Here is a 14,277-nt window from a genome sequence, read left to right as displayed (position 1 = left end):
GCACAGGCGAGAGAGAAATCGTGCGCCTGTTCTAACGCTCCGTGAGTGCAGTGCAATAACCATCAAGTCGCATGAGGCGACGGGTCAGGCGGGTTCTGACGAATTCTCGGGGCCGGATTCGGGCGGGTTGGTGGCGTAGTCCCACTTGCGGTGGGTCCAGAACCACTGGTCGGGGCATTCGCGAATCCAGCGCTCGAACACGGCATGGACCGCGGCCGTTGCGGCCTTGATATCGGCCGCGCGATCGTCGGTGCGGGGAACGTCGATCTGTTCCAGTTCGAAGCGGAAGCGCGAAGGGCCGATGCGTCGGGGCCTAACGGCGATCAACGGCCGGTCGTAGGTGCGGGCGATCAGGGCCGGGAAAGGGGTCGCCCAGGCGTTGCGACCGAAGAACGGTACCTCGACGCCGCGAGTGTCGCGCAGATCGGCCAGGACGGCGATGTCCTTGCCCTGCTTGGCCAGCGACAGCACCTGGCGGGCCGTCGTGTAGCCTTTCGGAAAGAGGCCGCCCTGATAGAACGGCTCACGCAGTTCCTTCAGAAAGTGCTCCGAAAGCGGGTTGCTGAGCTGTTTATAGACCCCGGCCAGAGAGCGCTTCAGGTCGTGGGCCGCGAGCGGGAGCACCTCCCAGTTGCCGTAGTGGCAAGCGACGTAGATGCAGCCGTTCGGCGCGGCTCGGATAACCTCGTCGACGCCGTTGTACTCGAAGGAAAATCGGTCAGGTTCGGCGGCGAGGCGATCGAGCACGAGTGTCTCGATCGCAATGGTGCCGACATTGCGCCACATCTCATCGGCGATTTTTCTGCGTTCGGTTTCAGTGCGTTCCGGCAGGGCGTGGCGCAGATGGTCGAGAACACGCGTATGGCGACGGGTCAGCGGCGCGATCTTGCGGACGCCGGTTTCGGAAATCGACTTTGCGATGTTGAGCGGCAGCGCGCGCACGAGCCAGAACATGGCGCGAAGCGCCACATATTCAATGTAATGGACCAGACGTGGCGGGCGCGGTTGCTCGCTTTTCACAATGTGCATTCCGGCATTCATACGGGCTATGCGAAGACGGCAATTGACCGGCGCGGCGATAGCCGATAGGCGAATGTCAATAAAGACGGCCGGGGAGCGTTGCAATCCCCGCGACAGGCGAGGACCACCGGGAAGGGCAGGGGACAGAATTTATGGAAGAAGTTCTGTCGCTCGCGATGCCGTTTTTCGGCCTCATCTTCCTTGGCTATTTCTCCGGCAAATTCATCAAGATACCGGCCGATGGCCTGGCCTGGCTGAATTTCTTCGTGATCTATATCGCGTTGCCGGCGTTGTTCTTCCAGCTCCTGTCGCGCACGCCGATCGAGGAGCTGGCGAATTTCGCCTTCGTTGCCTCGACGACCTTTGCAACCTATTGCGCCTTCGCGCTCGCCTTCGGCATCGGCGTTGTCGTGACCCGGGGCAACATTCCCGAAGCGACCATTCAGGGGTTGGTCGGGGCCTATTCCAATATCGGCTATATGGGGCCGGGTCTGACGCTCGCCGCGCTCGGGCCGGTCGCGACCGTTCCGACCGCGCTGATCTTTTGTTTCGACAATACGCTCCTGTTCACGCTCGCGCCGCTGATGATGGCGATTGACGGCAGCGATGACCGCAGCATCGGCAAGGCGGCGCTGCTGGTTCTGAAGCGCATCTTCACGCATCCTTTCATCCTGGCGACCATCGCCGGCGTTGCCGCGGCGGCGATCGATTTCCGTCCGCCGGCAGCGGTCGATCAGCTGCTGACCTATCTGCGCTCGGCGGCAGCGCCCTGCGCGCTGTTCGCGCTCGGGGTCACCGTGTCGCTCGGCAAGGTGAAGCGGGTGCCGATCGAACTGCCAGGAATCCTTTTCATCAAGCTGATCGTGCACCCGATCATCGTGTTCCTGCTGTTGTCCTGGGTCGGCGGCATTGACCCGATCTGGATCGCGACGGCGGTGCTGATGGCATGCCTGCCGCCGGCGGCGAACGTCTTCGTCATCGCCCAGCAGTACAAGGTCTATGTGGAGCGCGCCTCGAGCGCGGTGTTGATCGGGACGGTGGTTTCGGTGTTCACCGTCACCGGCATTCTCTACCTGATCAAATCCGGGCATTTGCCGGTTCTGAATTTCTGAACGCCCGCAGCCCGGCAGCCAAGGTTTCAGGCGACAGCGGCTTGCGGAATGCTATCATCGAAAAAAATAACGCGGCGGCATCAAGAACCGCACGCGTGAGGGGATATGAGGGAGGAAGCGCGTGTCGGGGCAACCGCTTGAGGGATACGTCGTCGTCGATTTCACCACCTTGCTACCGGGGCCGCTGGCGACGCTGATGCTGGCCGAGGCCGGCGCGGAGGTGATCAAGGTCGAGAAGCCGGGCGGCGAGGACATGCGCCGCTATCCGCCGCGCTGGAGCACGGATTCCGCACCGTTCGCCCTGCTCAATCGGGGCAAGCGGAGCGTCGAGCTGGATCTCAAGGCTGCCGATGCGGTCGAGCGCCTGCGGCCGTTGCTGGAGCGCGCCGACGTTCTGGTCGAGCAGTTCCGGCCGGGCGTCATGGAGCGCCTCGGGCTTGGCTATGAAGCGGTGAAGGCAATGAATCCGCGCATCGTCTATTGCTCGATCACCGGTTACGGCCAGAGCGGGCCGAGGGCGAACGAGGCCGGCCACGATCTCAACTATGTCGGGTCCACCGGGCTGCTGGCGATGGCGCATGGTCCGATCGACAAGCCGGTGGTTCCGCCGGCGCTGATTGCCGATATCGGCGGCGGCACGTTTCCGGCCGTCAGCAACATCCTGATGGCGTTGCTCGGGCGGGAAAAGAGCGGGGTCGGCACCTATCTCGATATCGCCATGGTCGATACGAACTTCACCTTTTCCCTCTATGCGCAGGCGCAGGGAACCGGTACGGGGACTTTCCCGCTTCCGGGCGACTGGCTTCTGACCGGCGGGTCGCCGCGCTATCAGCTCTATCCGACGTCGGACGAGCGTCTCGTCGCGGTTGCGGCGATCGAAGACAGGTTCTGGACGGTTCTTTGTGCGGCGATCGATCTGGCGGAGGAGTTTCGGGACGACAGCCGCGACCGGTTTGCGACCCGCGATGCCATTGCCGCGATCATCCGCGCAAAGCCGGCCTCCCATTGGGCGCCGGTGTTCAAGCAGGCCGACTGTTGCGTGACCATCGTGGAATCGCTCGAAGCGGCGATGCAGGATCCGCATTTCCGCGGGCGCGGGCTGTTCGACTACACGGTGACGGATGCGGCGGGAGAGACGTTGCCCGCGGCCGTGGTTCCGGTCGCGCCGCAGTTCCGCTCAGCCGAAACCGACGGCGCGGTGCCACCGCTCGGGGCCGACAACGATCGCTTTCTGGCGTGAACGCGCGCCGCTGTGGCTCGGGCTCGGTCCCTGTCAGCCGTTTTGCTGGCGGCGGGCGAGGCGCGGCGTGCCGAGGCGCGGCGTGATGCCTTCGCGCATGAGCAGGCGGCGAAGCGGGCCGATCTTGCCGGCGGCATAGAGCCCGAACCCGCGTACGAGCTGAACCGGCAGGAAGTCGCTCATCAATGCGCGATTGAGCATGTCGACACCGGCAGTGCGCGACCACACGTCGGGGCGGCGGGTGCGGTCGTAGCGGGTGAGGGCGTCGGGACCGCCGATATCACCGCCCTGTTTCTTCACTGAAGCGCTGATCTCGCACAGGGCTGCCGCGTCGCGCAGGCTGAGATTGAGCCCCTGTGCGCCGATCGGCGGGAAATAGTGAGCTGCTTCGCCAATGAGCGCGATGCGGTTGGCGCCAAAGCTGTTGGCGACCATGCTGGACATCGGGAACACCTGGCGGGGCCCATCGATGCGCATGCCGCCAAGGATCGCGTGGGCGCGGCGCTCGACTTCGGCCGACAGCGCATCGTCGTCGAGGGCGGCAAGGGCTTCGGCCCGGTCAGGACGTTCGACACAGACGAGACTCGAGCGCTTGCCCGGCAGCGGCACGAGCGTGAACGGGCCGGTCGGCGTGTGAAACTCGCTTGACGTGTCGTTGTGCGCGGCCTCGTGGGTGAAGTTCGCGACGAGCGCGGCCTGATCGTAGGACCAGCGGCGAACTTCGATGCCGGCAGCTTCGCGGCTCGGTGATTTGCGGCCGTCGCAGCCGGCGATGAGCTTTGCGCCAACGCTGCCGCCATTGTCGAGTGTGATGGTGACCTTGTCGTCGGCGGGGTCGATGGCGCTGACGCTGGCGTCGATCCAGGTCAGACCTGAGACCTCGACAGCCTTGGTCAGTTCGGCGTTGAGGTCGCGGTTGGCGATGTTGTAGCCGAAGGCTTCAAGCCCGAGTTCGCCGCTGTCGAAGGCGGTTTCGGGTGCGCGAATGAGCCGGCCGGTGTCGTCGATCAGCCGCATGATGCGCAAGGGGGCTGCGTGCGGCGCGATTTCAGGCCAAAGATCGATGGCCGCGAGCATCTGCACAGAGGCGTCGAGCAGGGCGGTGGTGCGGGCGTCGTCGACAACCCGGCGCGGGGAAATCAGCGCGGTATCGAAGCCTTCGCGGGCAAACACCAGTGCGGTGAACATGCCGGCGGGGCCTGCACCGATCACGGCGACGTCGAAGGATGAGGGCAGCGCTGATGCCATATTGCTTGGGTCCTGCTCGTTCTTTCCGTCCGCCGTTCGCTCTGCGCCCTATGGCGACGGGTCCGGCGGTGACGTATCGCGTTTTCTATACGCCATTCCCGCGTTTGCCGCCACGAAGCCGACCGCCATTGCGCCGAGAAACAGCGTTGCATTGCCCGGCGAGCCGGCAAACGCTGCAATGGCCGCTTCGGGCAACAGGCCCGAAATGCCCCAACCGGCGCCGAACAGCACAGCTCCGAGCAGCATCTTGCCGTCGATCCTGTTGGTGAACCGAATGGGGGCGGCATGGCCTTCGGGGTCGCGGTGATGCCGGCGATAGCTGAGGCGGATCGCGGCCATCGACAGGATCAGGGCGATTACGAGAGCGGCGAGCGGTAGCGGGTTCCATGTTCCTTCCGGAATCCGGCCGAGATCGAAAAAGGCGACCATCTGATCCGGGTCCGTCAGACCTGAAAGCGCGGCGCCGACGCCGAACAGGATGCCGGATGCAAGCACACCAGTCGCGGTGAGCAAGAGCGACCGGCTCATTGCGCGGCCCCGCCGAAGAGGACGGCGGATCCGATGGCCGTGACGAGCGCTGTGGCGAACACGGCGCCGACGGCGACGGTCGAGCGCTGCGATTGCTTGGCAAGACCGAAGATCAGGTGGCCGGCAAGCCCTTCGCGCATCAGCCGCAAACCGATTCCGGTCAGCAGACCGCCGGCGGCAATGAGCAAAGGCGTCGGGCTGCCGGCCAATTCGTCTAGGTCGACATCGGGCGAGCCGAACCACAAGCCGATCCCGCCGCCGATCAGAAGTCCGACGACAAACAACAGGCGCGGCCAGCGTTGCGACCAGCGCAGGCGGCTTGAGAAGGCCGGAATAACGTCTCCGATCCCGAAGCCGCGTCCGAGAATGAACCAGAAGCAGACAGCGCCTGCGCCGAGGAAAATCCCGGCGACAATAACATCGGAGACCGTAAGGCCGAATTGCGACTCCATACCCATCCCCAAAAGAGAAGGCGAACCGGTTCGATCGATATGGTGGTGTTTTTCCCAAGTATGGCGAAAGAAACGTCTGAACCCGTGCTGACTTTTGGTCGCACGGGCCGGGCGTGATGTCGCACGCGGGCTGGGAAAACGGTCCTTTCTGCATGCCGCCCTTGACGAAAGACGCGGAATTGCCGAATTCGGGGGCGATGGCTTTTCCTCGGTAACAGGTGGCGGGACATATGGACCCGGAAGGATACTCGCATCTCGGCGCCGCAGACCGCGGTCTTGCGTGGTTCGCGCGGCGGCCGAAGCTGATCGTCACCCTTCTGGTGGTGCTGACCGCCGGGATCGGCTGGGCGTATCTGACCATCATGGTTGCGGTCATGGTGCCCGACATGGACATGGCCGCACTCGGCCCCGGCATGGGTATCTTCAACGCTTTCAACAATTTTCAGGGCCTCGACGCGGCGGCGCGCGCGGCGCTGGTGGCGCTTTGCTCGCCCGGGACGGCGGCGAGTTTCGGCATGCCGGCAACGGGATCCTGGGGCATCATCGATCTGACGCTCGTTTTCCTGATGTGGGTGATGATGGCGTTCGCGATGATGCTGCCGACGGCGGCGCCGATGCTCGCCACCTATGCGGACCTTGCCCAGAAGGCGCGCGCCAAGGGTGAGGAGGCCGCGCCTGTGGTCGTGCTCGGGCTTGGATATCTGAGCGTGTGGAGCGTCTTCGGAGTTGTCGCAACGTTTGCCCAATGGGGGCTGACGGAATTGCGGGTGATGACGCCGATGATGGCGCCGGCAAGCCTGGTTCTCGCCGGGACGACGCTGATGGCCGCCGGCATCTACCAGTTCACGCCGGCGAAAAATGCCTGTCTCACGCGTTGCCAGACGCCGCTGCCGTTCTTCTACACAAACTGGCGCGGCGACTTTCCCGGCGTGTTCAGGCTTGGTGTCGATCAGGGGCTTTTGTGCTTCGGCTGCTGTTGGGCGCTGATGACGGTGATGTTCGCCGTCGGCGTCATGAACATCGTCTGGATCGCCGTGCTGGGGGTCCTCATGTCGATCGAGAAAATGGTCATCAATCCGTGGATCCCGCGCGCCATCGGGGTGACGTTCCTGGTGTGGGGCGCGGCCGTTCTGTTGATGGCGGAACCGATTCGGCGCGCCATCGGTCTTTGATGCTCTTGCGGGTGACGTCGGGGAATCAGCGGTATCCGGTTAGGCAAAAAGACGGCGATTCGGCGGTGCCGTTGACAGGAAAAAACGGCGAAGAGCTTGTAAGGGCGGGCAATTCGGACTACTGGATTGCTTCCGATAGTATTGTTTGCCGGACTGGTAAAAGACGAGTCCGGGTGTTGGGGCGCAACTGGAACTTCGCCGGCCGGTCGAGTGCACTGTGCCGACTTGATTGGAGCGGTTCGTGAGCGGTCATATGTCCCGAAAAAAGGTCGAGCCGTTTCTTTCGGTCCCGTTTTCCGTCCATTTGCTGACGGCCTCGGGGGCGGCCTTTGCGCTTCTTTCCGGTCTCGCGCTGATGCAGGGCAATATCGTCATGGCCTTCACCTGGCTTGGCGTTGCGCTGTTCGTCGATGGCGTCGACGGACCGCTGGCGCGTCGTCTGGCGATCAGCGAAGTGTTGCCGCGTTGGTCCGGTGCCGCGCTCGATTTCGTCATCGATTACACGACCTATGTGTTCCTGCCGGCGCTGATCCTGATCGCGGCCGGGGTGCTGCCGTCACCCTATGACATCATCGCTGCCGTGCTCATCGTGGTTTCCGGCGCGCTGTATTTCGCCGATACCCAGATGAAGACCGCGGATTCCTCGTTCAGGGGATTTCCTGCGGTGTGGAACGTGGCGGTGTTCGACCTTCTTGTCGCTGACCTCGGTGCGATCGCTACCTTCTCCATCCTTATCCTGCTTGCCGCGCTGACATTCGCGCCGATCCATTTCGTGCATCCGGTGCGCGTGAAGCGGTGGCGGCCGCTGACGCTGACGGTGACGGCGCTTTGGGCGGTGTTCTGCGCCGTCGCTCTGCTGCAGGATATGCAGCCCGATCCGTGGGCCTATTGGGGCCTGTTGGTGACGACCGCCTATCTCTCGGTCATCGGCTTCATCATCCAGATGTACAACCGGCGCGAAGTCCGCTAAGGCACCGCTCCATGATCGCTGCTGCGTGTGCGGGATCGTGACGATCCTGATTTCCGCCGCGTCGTCCTGATGTTCGACGGCATCGATCCCTTTTTTCCGCGCTTTCACGTAATTTCCAGACTTGCAAACATTCCCGTGAATAGAAGCTCACGGAGAACTTGGAATTTCTCACAATGGCGTGAGAAATACTCTCTGGTTGTGGCTCGGTACCCGCGCTTCCCCTACGGTATGCGGAAATATATGGAAATAAAAGACGGCCAGGGAGGGGAGTCATGGCAGATAATGATGTTGTTGGAAGGCTCGGGCTTTCCAGTGAATATTCACATTTATTTCGACTGGTCGGGACGAGCGATCTGATCGACCTTGCTGCCGTGATAAATGGCACGGCTGGCAACGACGACGGTGTTGCCAATCCGGCTCTGATCGGCACCGCGGGGAACGATACCATTCGAGGTCTGGGCGGGAACGACTTCCTCGACGGACTTGGCGGGCGCGATCAGCTTTTTGGGCGTACGGGTAACGATACGCTTGAGGGTGGTTTCCACAACGACAAACTTTACGGCGGATCCGGCAATGACCGGCTTTTCGGCCAAAACGGGCGCGACTCCCTCTATGGCGGCAATGACCGCGATCTGCTGCGAGGCGGTGGAGACAACTCGCCGGACAAGCTGTTTGGCGGCCTGCAGAACGACACGCTTTTCGGCGGTGGCGGGAACGATCTCCTGCGCGGCGATGCCGGATCAGACAGACTGTCCGGTGAAGCAGGTGACGACACGTTGCTCGGCGGCACGCTCGACGACACGTTGTTCGGCGGTGACGGGCACGACCTGATCCGTGGCGGCACGACAGGCAAGGAGTTCATCGCCGGAGGTGCCGGGAACGATACGATCTTCGCTGGCAACGACAACGACACCATCGCCGGGGGTGCCAACAACGACCGCATTCTCGGCGAGGGCGGACGCGACACGATCCAGGGTGGTGACGGTGCCGACACCATTCTGGGCGGTGATGGGTCCGATCGGCTGATTGGCGGCAATCAGGCGGACCGGTTCAGCGGCAACAGCCTGCATGACCGGATCTACGGTGGCGCGGGAAACGACACGCTGCTTGGAAATACCGGCAATGACAAGATTTTTGGCGGACCCGGCCTCGACCGGATCACGCTGGGGGCGGGCAACGACTCGCTCGGCTTCAACGCGCCGGGAGAGGGGCCGGACAACGTCACCGATTTCGACCCCACCGAAGATCTGATCTGCCTGTCGATCGCTGGCTTCCAGATCGAATTGCTGATCAACGATCACAACTTCATCATCGATGGCAATCCGGTGACCAGCGAGCCGACCCTGACCTACGACACCGGGGATGGCGGTCTCGTCTACTACCCGGAAGGCAACGGAGCGGCGTTGCCGATACAGGTCGCGATCTTCGAGAATATTCCGAACATTACGGTCGCCGATTTCATCCTTGTGTAACGGGCACCGTCGACAGGTTTGCAGGCGCCCCGCCGGGTTGGCGGGGCGTTTGCGTATTCGGCGCTTGCGTGGCGGCGCCGGATCGCTACCGTGGCATCAGGCGCCGTCGGCGCAATCGGTTTCGTTCGAACAACAGGGTGATGACGATGTCGCATGGCATGCGGGTTTATGAGCCGGGTGGTCCCGAAGTGATGAAGTGGGAAAGCTTCGATCCGGGAAATCCGGGTCCGGGCGAAGCACGCATTCGGCATACGGCCGTCGGTCTCAACTTCATCGACTGCTATTTCCGCTCGGGTCTCTATCCTGCGCCCGCCGGAACGCCGTTCACGCCGGGCAACGAAGGGGCCGGTGAGGTCGTCGCGGTCGGCGAGGGCGTCACCGACGTGAAACCGGGGGATCGGGTCGCCTATGTCGGTCCGATCGGGTCCTATGCCGAAGAGCGCATCGTGGCCGCCGATCGGCTGGTGGTGCTGCCCGAAGGCTTCGACGACAAGACGGCGGCGGCGATGATGCTGAAAGGCATGACGGCGCAATACCTGCTGCGCCGCACGTTCCGCCTCGAGCCGGGGCACACGGCGCTGTTCCATGCGGCTGCCGGGGGCGTCGGCCTGATCGCGGGTCAGTGGGCGAAGCATCTCGGTGTTAAGATCATCGGGACGGTCAGTTCGGCGGAAAAGGCCGAGCTCGCGCTTGCGCACGGCTATACGCACGTCATCAACTACCGCGAGGAGAATTTCGTCGAGCGGGTGCGCGAGCTGACAGACGGCAAGGGCGTCGATGTCGTTTACGACTCCGTCGGCAAGGACACCTATCCGGCCTCGCTCGATTGCATTCGGCCGCTCGGCATGTGGGTGTCGTTCGGTAACTCCTCAGGTCCGGTCAGCGATTTCAATCTCGGGCTGCTCGGCCAGAAGGGCTCGCTGTTTGCGACCCGCCCGACGCTGTTCACCTACATCGCTTCGCGCGCCGAACTGGACGCGACGGCGGCCGATCTGTTCGACGTCGTGCAATCGGGTGCGGTGAAGATCGAGATCAACCAGACCTACCGGCTCGCGGATGCGGTCACCGCGCATCAGGACCTCGAAGGCCGGCGGACGACGGGTTCGTCGGTGTTCACGGTCTAAGCGGAACAGTCGATATTTCAGAGGCATCGCGGCCGGCCCGGTTGCGGTGCCTTTTTGCCTTGTTTTCAGTCTGTTGCCGCCTGTTTTTTCAGCGCCTGCGCGCGAGCGGAATTTAGTCCGTCCATTTCTTGTGGATGATCGTCGCAAAACGACCGCAGAACCGCGCCAACTCGCGAATCAAGGGAAGACCTCACCGCGATCACGCGATACTCTCACCTGTTGCGACCGGCACGGTACGTGCATCAGGTTGTCGTGGATCGACTGATTGGGGGGTGGGTCGCGTGAGTGCCGAGGAACCGACTGCAAGAGAACGGGTGAGCCGCATCGAAGGCCGCGACTCTGTTCCGCTTCTCGAAGCGCGCTCGATCACCAAACGGTTCGGCTCCCTTGCAGCCAATGACTCCATCGACTTTTCCATCATGCCGGGCGAGATCCACGCGCTGCTTGGCGAGAACGGCGCCGGCAAGTCGACACTGGTCAAAATCCTTTATGGTGCGTTGCAGCCGACATCGGGCGAGGTGTTGTGGAAAGGCGAACCGGTTCACATCGCCAATCCCGCAGCAGCGCGCCAACTCGGTATCGGCATGGTGTTCCAGCACTTCTCGCTGTTCGACGCGTTATCGGTCGCCGAGAACATCTCGCTCGCGCTGTCCGGCGATACCCCGCTCGCCGAGCTGAAGGACAAGATTTCGTCCGTTTCGCGGGAGTACGGCCTGCCGCTCAACCCGAACTCGCTGGTGGCCGACCTTTCGGTCGGTGAGCGCCAGCGCATCGAGATCGTGCGCTGCCTGCTGCAGGAGCCGGAACTCATCATCATGGATGAGCCGACATCGGTGCTCACCCCGCAGGAGGCTGACGATCTGTTCGTCACGCTGCAGCGGCTGACCGCCGAGCGGTGTTCGGTGCTCTACATCAGTCACCGGCTCGAAGAGGTGAAGCAGATCTGCCATCACGCAACGATCCTGCGGCATGGCAAGGTGGTGGGCGAATGCGATCCGCAGGAAGTCACCGCCGGTGAGCTGGCACGCATGATGGTGGGTGCCGATGTCCGGCCGCTGGTTGCCGCCACTGCCGTGGATGAACGGGCGCCGGTGCGGCTCCGGGTCCATGACCTGACACTGCCGGCGCCGCATCAGTTCGCAGTTGCGCTCGACGAGGTCTCGCTCGAGGTGCGGGGCGGCGAAGTGGTGTCCATCGCAGGCGTTGCCGGCAACGGCCAGGACGAATTGTTTGATGCCCTGTCGGGAGAAACGGCGGCGAATACCAACGCGGCGATCGAGATCGACGGCAAGCCGTGCGGGCGCAAGGGCGTCAATGCGCGGCGGCGGCTGAACGCTGCCTTCGTGCCGGAAGAACGGCTCGGGCATGGCGCGGTGCCGCGTCTCACCCTGTCGGAGAATGTGCTGCTGACCCGGCACGGCACGGGCGAGGGGCTGGTGCGCTCCGGCATCGTATCGTTCGGCGGGGCAAAGACCATCGTCGGGCGAGTGACCGAGATGTTCGATGTGCGCAAGGGAACGCCGGACCCGGAAGCGGCGTCGCTATCAGGCGGCAATCTGCAGAAATTCGTTGTCGGGCGGGAATTCGATCGCAAGCCCGGCGTGCTGGTCGTCTGTCAGCCGACCTGGGGCGTGGATGCGGGCGCTGCGGCGATCATCCGTCAGGCGCTGATCGATCTGGCTCGGGAAGGTTCCGCGGTTCTGGTGATCAGCCAGGACCTCGATGAAATCCTCGAGATTTCCGACCGCATCGCGGTGATATCCAAAGGTCATCTGTCGCCGCCGCAGGACGCGCAAGGCATCACGCGTGAAAGCATCGGCCTGCTGATGGGCGGCGGGGCCGAACGCGGCAGCCGCCTGGTTCAGGATGCCGTGGAGGGCGATCATGCGCATTGAACTGATCCGCCGCCCGACCCGCTCCGCGGCCATGGCGCTGCTGTCGCCGATCATCGCGATCGCGCTGACCGTGATTGCCGGGTTTCTCATCTTCACCGCCATCGGTGTCGACCCGTTCCGCGCGCTCTACATCTATTTCATCGATCCGCTGACGGCGATGTGGTCGATCGAGGCGCTGATCGTGAAGGCGGTGCCGATCATCATCGTCGCTGTTGGCCTTTCGCTCTGCTTCTATTCGAATACATGGAACATCGGCGCCGAGGGGCAGCTGGTGATGGGGGCGATTTTCGGGTCCTCGGTCCCGATCCTGTTCCCGGACTTCCAGGGCCCGCTGGTGATGCCGCTAATGCTCGCGCTCGGGATTCTCGGTGGCATGGTGTATGGCGCGATCCCGGCGCTGTTGAAGACCCGGTTCGGGGCCAACGAGATCCTCACCAGCCTGATGCTGGTCTATGTCGCGCAGCTCTTGGTCGACTGGCTGGCGCGTGGGCCCTGGCGCAATCCGCAGGGGCATAACTTCCCCGACAGCCGGCCGTTCGATGGCGATCAGCTTCTTCCGGTGACCTTCGGCGACAGTGTTCGGCTCAATGCCGTGTTTGCCGTGGTGATTGCCCTTGCGGCCTGGTTTGTCCTGCACCGCACGATTACCGGCTTCCAGATCACGGTGCTTGGCCAGGCGCCGCGCGCGGGCGCCTTTGCCGGGTTCAGCCGCAACAAGATGGTGCTGCTCGCCTTCCTCGTGTCGGGCGGGCTTGCCGGCCTTGCCGGTATCAGCGAAGCGGCGGGTCCGATCGGCATGCTGCGCATTTCGGTGTCGCCGGGCTATGGCTTCACCGCGATTATCGTGGCCTTCCTCGGTCGGCTCAATCCGATCGGCATCGTGTTTGCCGGCCTGCTGCTGGCGCTGTCCTACATGGGCGGCGAGGGCGTGCAGATCGAAATGGGCCTGTCGGACCAGATCACCCGTGTGTTCCAGGGCATGCTGCTGTTCTTCGTGCTCGCATGCGACACCTTCATTTTCTATCGCGCCCGCATCGTGTGGTCGTCCAAGGCAGGGGAGGCGCGTCATGGGAATGTTTGAAGGCATCCTCCTGACCATCATTACGGCCGCGACGCCGTTGTTGTTCGCGGCCATCGGCGAATTGGTGACCGAGCGCTCCGGCGTTCTCAATCTCGGCGTCGAGGGCATGATGGCGGTCGGCGCGGTGTGCGGCTTCGCGGCGGCGCATCTGACCGGCATGCCGGTCGTCGGCATTCTGGCGGCTGCGGTCGCGGGTGCGCTGATGGCCTCGTTGTTTGCCGTCGTCACCCTCGTTTTCGTGGCCAATCAGGTGGCGTCGGGTCTCGCTCTCACCCTGTTCGGACTGGGGCTTTCGGCGCTGATCGGCGATGCCTTTGTCGGCATTCCGGGGCTTGGCCTACCGAAACTCGATATCCCGGTTTTGAGCGATCTGCCGGTTGCCGGGTCGATTATCTTCGGCCTCGATCCGCTGACCTATCTCGCCGTCTTTCTGACGATGGCCGTGTCGTGGTTTTTGTTCCGCAGTCGCGCCGGGCTCGTCCTGCGTGCGGTCGGCGACAATCACGTCTCGGCCCATTCGCTTGGCTACAACGTCATTCGCGTGCGGTTCCTCGCGGTGATCTTCGGCGGCGCCTGCGCCGGACTCGGCGGCGGCTATCTGTCGCTCGTGTACACGCCGCAATGGACGCAGAACATGACGTCGGGGCGCGGCTGGATCGCGCTTGCGCTCGTCGTCTTTGCGTCCTGGCTGCCGTCACGGCTGGCGATTGGCGCGGTGCTGTTCGGTGCCGTCAGTATCCTGCAGCTGCACGCCCAGGCGTTCGGTATCGGCATTCCCTCGCAGTTCCTGTCGATGCTGCCTTACCTTACCACCGTCATCGTGCTCGTCGTGATTTCACGCGACCGTACGCTGATGCGGGTCAATACGCCGGCCTGTCTGGGCCAGTCCTTCGTGCCGGACCGCTGATCGGGTCCGCACTTGTACCGTATCGTCGGCTGACGCACTCTTGGCGCCGGTCGACG

General features: G+C 63.4%; 13 protein-coding genes. 9 read left to right on the top strand and 4 right to left on the bottom strand.

The genetic code is table 11. The annotated features are described in order from the left end of the window. Positions 1–84 precede the first annotated feature (84 nt). Complete coding sequence (locus C0606_03215) at positions 85–1,041, bottom strand: lauroyl acyltransferase (GenBank protein ID PLX39529.1); 957 nt, start codon at positions 1,039–1,041, stop codon at positions 85–87. A gap of 131 nt (positions 1,042–1,172) precedes the next feature. Between C0606_03215 and C0606_03210 the strand changes: the two genes are divergently transcribed. Together C0606_03210 and C0606_03205 are read left to right on the top strand one after the other, a co-directional pair. Next, positions 1,173–2,132 (top strand): malonate transporter, encoded by a 960-nt coding sequence (locus C0606_03210; protein PLX39528.1) that lies wholly within the window; start codon positions 1,173–1,175, stop codon positions 2,130–2,132. A gap of 121 nt (positions 2,133–2,253) precedes the next feature. Continuing rightward, positions 2,254–3,372: a CoA transferase gene (locus C0606_03205; GenBank protein PLX39527.1), complete on the top strand. Its 1,119-nt coding sequence runs from the start codon at positions 2,254–2,256 to the stop codon at positions 3,370–3,372. Between the two features lie 33 nt (positions 3,373–3,405). Here the strand turns inward: C0606_03205 and C0606_03200 are convergent, their stop codons facing one another. The 3 genes from C0606_03200 to C0606_03190 are packed head-to-tail and all read right to left on the bottom strand — an operon-like array spanning position 3,406 to position 5,600. Next, the gene (locus tag C0606_03200; GenBank protein ID PLX39526.1) at positions 3,406–4,620 is read right to left on the bottom strand and encodes a 2-octaprenyl-6-methoxyphenyl hydroxylase; all 1,215 of its coding nucleotides are present in this window, start codon (positions 4,618–4,620) and stop codon (positions 3,406–3,408) included. A gap of 48 nt (positions 4,621–4,668) precedes the next feature. Beyond that, on the bottom strand, positions 4,669–5,148 hold the full coding sequence (locus C0606_03195) for a hypothetical protein (protein ID PLX39525.1): 480 nt from the start codon (positions 5,146–5,148) through the stop codon (positions 4,669–4,671). Continuing rightward, positions 5,145–5,600, bottom strand: coding sequence for a hypothetical protein (locus C0606_03190; GenBank protein ID PLX39524.1), 456 nt, complete (start codon positions 5,598–5,600; stop codon positions 5,145–5,147). Before C0606_03190 ends, C0606_03195 begins: the two co-directional genes overlap by 4 nt. A 230-nt stretch (positions 5,601–5,830) precedes the next feature. On the opposite strand from C0606_03190, the gene C0606_03185 reads away from it, so the two are divergent. From C0606_03185 to C0606_03155, 7 genes are all read left to right on the top strand, one after another. After that, positions 5,831–6,772 (top strand): metal-binding protein, encoded by a 942-nt coding sequence (locus tag C0606_03185; GenBank protein ID PLX39523.1) that lies wholly within the window; start codon positions 5,831–5,833, stop codon positions 6,770–6,772. Between the two features lie 253 nt (positions 6,773–7,025). Then, entirely contained in the window at positions 7,026–7,742 is a 717-nt protein-coding gene (locus C0606_03180; protein ID PLX39522.1) for a phosphatidylcholine synthase, read from the top strand. Positions 7,743–8,014: 272 nt separating this feature from the next. Further along, the gene (locus C0606_03175) at positions 8,015–9,214 is read left to right on the top strand and encodes a hypothetical protein (GenBank protein PLX39521.1); all 1,200 of its coding nucleotides are present in this window, start codon (positions 8,015–8,017) and stop codon (positions 9,212–9,214) included. A gap of 146 nt (positions 9,215–9,360) precedes the next feature. Then, entirely contained in the window at positions 9,361–10,338 is a 978-nt protein-coding gene (locus tag C0606_03170) for a quinone oxidoreductase (GenBank protein PLX39686.1), read from the top strand. Between the two features lie 134 nt (positions 10,339–10,472). Next, a complete protein-coding gene (locus tag C0606_03165) occupies positions 10,473–12,233 on the top strand; it encodes an ABC transporter (GenBank protein PLX39520.1) in 1,761 nt (586 codons plus the stop codon). After that, complete coding sequence (locus C0606_03160; protein PLX39519.1) at positions 12,223–13,314, top strand: sugar ABC transporter permease; 1,092 nt, start codon at positions 12,223–12,225, stop codon at positions 13,312–13,314. The genes C0606_03165 and C0606_03160 overlap by 11 nt, the downstream gene beginning before the upstream one ends. Next, positions 13,307–14,221 (top strand): ABC transporter permease, encoded by a 915-nt coding sequence (locus tag C0606_03155; protein ID PLX39518.1) that lies wholly within the window; start codon positions 13,307–13,309, stop codon positions 14,219–14,221. The genes C0606_03160 and C0606_03155 overlap by 8 nt, the downstream gene beginning before the upstream one ends. Positions 14,222–14,277 lie beyond the last annotated feature (56 nt).

The organism is Hyphomicrobiales bacterium (assembly GCA_002869065.1).
GTDB lineage: Bacteria > Pseudomonadota > Alphaproteobacteria > Rhizobiales > Rhodobiaceae > Rhodobium.
This window is presented reverse-complemented; position numbering and strand designations above follow the sequence as displayed.

What these genes read in the sequence shown, in the direction of transcription:
- C0606_03215 (PLX39529.1), bottom strand. Translation starts at nt 1,041, where the DNA reads ATGAATGCCGGAATGCACATTGTGAAAAGCGAGCAACCGCGCCCGCCA.
- C0606_03210 (PLX39528.1), top strand. Translation starts at nt 1,173, where the DNA reads ATGGAAGAAGTTCTGTCGCTCGCGATGCCGTTTTTCGGCCTCATCTTC.
- C0606_03200 (PLX39526.1), bottom strand. Translation starts at nt 4,620, where the DNA reads ATGGCATCAGCGCTGCCCTCATCCTTCGACGTCGCCGTGATCGGTGCA.
- C0606_03195 (PLX39525.1), bottom strand. Translation starts at nt 5,148, where the DNA reads ATGAGCCGGTCGCTCTTGCTCACCGCGACTGGTGTGCTTGCATCCGGC.
- C0606_03190 (PLX39524.1), bottom strand. Translation starts at nt 5,600, where the DNA reads ATGGAGTCGCAATTCGGCCTTACGGTCTCCGATGTTATTGTCGCCGGG.
- C0606_03185 (PLX39523.1), top strand. Translation starts at nt 5,831, where the DNA reads ATGGACCCGGAAGGATACTCGCATCTCGGCGCCGCAGACCGCGGTCTT.
- C0606_03180 (PLX39522.1), top strand. Translation starts at nt 7,026, where the DNA reads ATGTCCCGAAAAAAGGTCGAGCCGTTTCTTTCGGTCCCGTTTTCCGTC.
- C0606_03175 (PLX39521.1), top strand. Translation starts at nt 8,015, where the DNA reads ATGGCAGATAATGATGTTGTTGGAAGGCTCGGGCTTTCCAGTGAATAT.
- C0606_03170 (PLX39686.1), top strand. Translation starts at nt 9,361, where the DNA reads ATGTCGCATGGCATGCGGGTTTATGAGCCGGGTGGTCCCGAAGTGATG.
- C0606_03165 (PLX39520.1), top strand. Translation starts at nt 10,473, where the DNA reads ATGATCGTCGCAAAACGACCGCAGAACCGCGCCAACTCGCGAATCAAG.
- C0606_03160 (PLX39519.1), top strand. Translation starts at nt 12,223, where the DNA reads ATGCGCATTGAACTGATCCGCCGCCCGACCCGCTCCGCGGCCATGGCG.
- C0606_03155 (PLX39518.1), top strand. Translation starts at nt 13,307, where the DNA reads ATGTTTGAAGGCATCCTCCTGACCATCATTACGGCCGCGACGCCGTTG.